A 2,476-nucleotide genomic window follows, 5' to 3' on the forward strand; every position below is an offset into this window, starting at 1 on the left:
CAAAAACTCTTGCAATGCATGCTCTGATTTTTTTAAGCGCTCCTCGAGTTGTTGAGAGTTAATAGTCAGCCACGTTGCTGCATTTTGAGTCACTACGAGCTTGGCTTCGAAGTTGGCATCAATATAGGCCTGACCAACCGCGTTCGCGACTCTTGTTGCTAACTTTGGATCGGCAGAACGAAAGCTAATTCGCACTAACTGTGTGTTTCGAACAGGTTCAATTTCTAGCTTTCTTTTGAAGGCTTGAAGCGCTTGATAGTAAGACTCGGAGTATTGTGATGTCTCTTTTGGGCTAGGAGAAACATTCAATAAATCTTGTACTAACGGGACTGCTTTGATGTCGTCGATTTTTTGTTTTAGTCCACCAGAGCTCGTAAATTCAGGGTGTTGAGTTAAATTCAGTTCATTAATGACTTTGTCGGCAATGTGGTTGGATTTCAGAATAGCGATTTGTGTTTGAAAGTACTCTTTCTTGGTCGTATCTACGCCATACACTTCTTCAATTGACAGCGCACTTTTTTGCTCTTCTTGAATCAATAACGTTGCTGTTGCTTGGTAAATAGATGTTTTGGAGTAGATGTACCAAGTGCACGTCAATGAGAATATAAGCGTGAACGCAGCAATGCTAAGCCAGTTTTTTTTCAGCGTTTTAAAGTGATGGCCAAAACGAATCAGTTCCACTTTGTTCATCTGGAAATTGTTGGGATGAGTTCCGTTCATTTGATTACCTGTCACTAGAAGAAGCTCTGATCAATAAAGACAATGTCGCCTGGTTCAACCGTGCGCTGCATACTCACGCCTTCTACGGTTTTGCCAGTTTTATGTTTGGTTAAGTTAATGCTTTTACGTGAAGCTCTATCGGTGAGCCCGCCAGCTAGTGCGATGGCTTTTTCTATCGTCAGTCCTGGTCGATACTCAAATCCTCCGGGTTTACGAACTTCGCCATTGACGTAAAACAAACGGAAGTAATTGATTGTCACCATGACTTTCGGGTTGATTAGATAGTCACCTTTTAAGCCCGTTTCGATTTCGTACTTGAGCTGTTTTGGCGTTTTATTGATCGCTTTGATTCGTCCAAGGTAAGGGTAATCAAAGTAACCATCTGACGTGATGAGGATGTTTTTAATAGAAAGATCTTCCTCCCCGTAAACTTGCACTGAAATAGTGTCACCAGTATCGAGTAGGTAATCTTGTTCGTTTGAATTCGCGCTAACAAAAGTACTGAAAAGTAGCAGAGCTAGGCCAATTAACTTGAATAATGGATTCATTAACATTCCTTGTTACAACGAAAATTGCGCGCTTAACGTCCAGACATTTTGGTCGTAGCTATAACCTGAACGATTGGATGTTTTGTCTTGATATTGCCAATCCGCTTTCAATTGAATCCAGCGTCTAATTTGATAATCAACGCCAGCGGAAAGGGTATATCGTTCGTCGTTTCTCGTGATGCCGGTGTAATCATCTTCTTGATAAATGCCACCTAAACGAGTGGCTAAATAGCTGTTCCAATCGTGTTTGATATCTAGGCGATAACGAGTCTGTAAGTTGTAGTCACCATCTTGGTCAGGGTTGACGGCTGCTTGGGTAGTTTTGACCGTCACCAACGTTTGCTCTTGTGGTAGCCATTCAAATCCGATATCCCAGCTAAAGCCTTTGAAGGTTTCTCGTTGTTCACTATCAAAGTCTTTAACTTGATAGCCAAGCCTTGCGATACCTTGGGTTTTCCCCGATATTTCCCACTCAGCACCGGTGTAGTAAAAGCCGGTGTCGCTGTCTTTTGATGCAGCGCGAGGGTTTTTATTAAGGTACTCGGTGAAGACTTGTTTTGTCCCAACTAACCAATAGGTTTTAGGAGTCGCTCTAAGGTAAAACTCAACGTGGGCGTTTGGGGCGCGGAAGTCGTTGTACTTAGTTTTTGCGTTGGGCTTGCCAGGTAAACCGTTACGATAATTTTGGTAAGTTTTATCGCTGTAGCCTAAGCCAAATTCGAATCGTCCTTTCGCACCAGCAGAGCCAAACACGTAGTTGGTTTTCAAATCATTACGGTAAAACTCGATAGGTGAATCGAGAAGGTTACCTTGTCCTTCAGTGATGTCTTCACCGCGGATTTCATGCAATGCCTGAAAACGATAATCCACGACTAAACGATGACGATGATTGAATTCAAAAAAATTGGTGAACTGAAAGGTATGGTCATCGTAATCATTCTTATCGTCCGAAGAAAAGCCCGCTTTTAGCTTGTACTGAATATCTGCGCGATATTGATTGCGCTCGATACGTGCCAACAAGCTAGGCTCTAGTCCCCAAATGTTTACGGATTCTATATCTTGAGATTTTTCCGCTTTGTTTATGTTGTCGTCGCCTTCGTAGAAGGCTTTGACCAATGGGATAAACTCAATGCCAGATTCAGTTTGATACGCCATTGGCTCTGCTAATGTAGCTGTTGAACAAAGGGCAAGCGCAAGTGCTGGAGTTG

Annotated in this window: 3 protein-coding genes; all 3 read right to left on the reverse strand. The window is 42.6% G+C overall.

Features of this window, described 5'->3' with window-relative positions; all coding sequences use genetic code 11:
- Positions 1-720, reverse strand: a 720-nt coding sequence (locus tag R7E42_RS23660; RefSeq protein ID WP_318073043.1) for a GumC family protein, incomplete at its 3' end; no start/stop codon positions are given.
- A 14-nt stretch (positions 721-734) separates the two neighbouring features.
- A complete protein-coding gene (locus R7E42_RS23665) occupies positions 735-1,268 on the reverse strand; it encodes a polysaccharide biosynthesis/export family protein (protein ID WP_005463089.1) in 534 nt (177 codons plus the stop codon).
- Positions 1,269-1,280: 12 nt separating this feature from the next.
- The coding region (locus R7E42_RS23670; protein ID WP_318073044.1) for an outer membrane beta-barrel protein at positions 1,281-2,476 on the reverse strand (1,196 nt) is incomplete at its 5' end.

It is taken from the genome of Vibrio sp. Vb1337, from assembly GCF_033338715.1.
Lineage (GTDB): Bacteria > Pseudomonadota > Gammaproteobacteria > Enterobacterales > Vibrionaceae > Vibrio > Vibrio alginolyticus.